Here is a 1,186-nt window from a genome sequence, read left to right as displayed (position 1 = left end):
AGGCATGACAAAATCTCTTGCTTTAACAGTAGAAAACGAAATGTTAGACAAGGGAAATGTAGAAATTACAAAAGTAGATAAAGATAGTCAAAAATTATTAGAAGGCGTAGTCTTCGAAGTTCAAGACGACAAAGGCAAAGTAGTAACAGAAGTAACGACAGATAAAGAAGGAAAAGCAACAATTTCAGATTTATCAGTAGGAAAGTATAAATTAGTAGAAAAAGAAAGCTTACCAGGTTACAAAAAATTAACAGAACCAGTATTATTCGAAATCAAAAAAGGTATGACGAAAGTTTTATCATTGAAAGTAGAGAACGAACTGTTAGATAAAGGTTCAGTAGAGATTACAAAAGTAGACAAAGAAAGTGGCGCGTTATTAGAAGGCGTAACATTCGAAGTGCAAGATGAAAAAGGCAAAGTAGTAACGAAAGTAAAAACAGATAAAGATGGAAAAGCAACAATTTCAGATTTATCAGTAGGAAAATATAAGCTAGTAGAAGTAGAAAGCTTACCAGGATATAAAAAACTAGCGAAGCCAGTATCATTCGAAATCAAAAAAGGTATGATAGAAGTCTTATCATTAAAAGTAGAGAATGAACAGTTAGATAAAGGCTCAGTAGAAATTACAAAAGTGGACAAAGAAAGTGGCGCGTTATTAGAAGGCGTAACATTCGAAGTGCAAGATGAAAAAGGCAAAGCAGTAACGAAAGTAACAACAGATAAAGAAGGAAAAGCGAAAATTTCAGATCTATCTGTAGGAAATTACAAACTAGTAGAAGTAGAAAGCTTACCAGGCTACAAAAAGCTAACAGAGCCAGTATCATTCGAAATTAAAAAGGGTATGACAGAAGTCTTATCATTAAAAGTAGAGAATGAACTAGTAGATAAAGGTTCAGTAGAAATTACAAAAGTAGATAAAGATAGTAAAAAAGTATTAGAAGATGTAGTCTTCGAAGTGCAAGATGAAAAAGGCAAAGTAGTAACGGAAGTAAAAACAGATAAAAATGGTAAAGCAAAAATCTCAGACTTATCTGTAGGAAAGTACAAATTAGTAGAGAAAGAAAGCTTACCAGGTTACAAACAATTAACAGAACCAGTATCGTTTGAAATCAAAAAAGGAATGACAGAAGTTCTATCATTAAAAATAGAAAATGAAATGGTAGATACGGGAAATGTAGAAATTACA

General features: G+C 32.0%; 1 protein-coding gene. It reads left to right on the top strand.

Annotated features, from left to right (window positions below; translation table 11 throughout):
* Window positions 1-1,186 (top strand): SpaA isopeptide-forming pilin-related protein (locus tag MR167_RS31490; protein WP_255787508.1); only part of this gene is annotated, 1,186 nt, incomplete at both ends.

Origin of the sequence: Bacillus cereus group sp. BfR-BA-01355, assembly GCF_022663675.1 — a bacterium.
Lineage (GTDB): Bacteria > Bacillota > Bacilli > Bacillales > Bacillaceae_G > Bacillus_A > Bacillus_A thuringiensis_S.
Note: the sequence above shows the minus strand (reverse complement) of the source record. Positions and strands in the feature narration are given on the sequence as shown.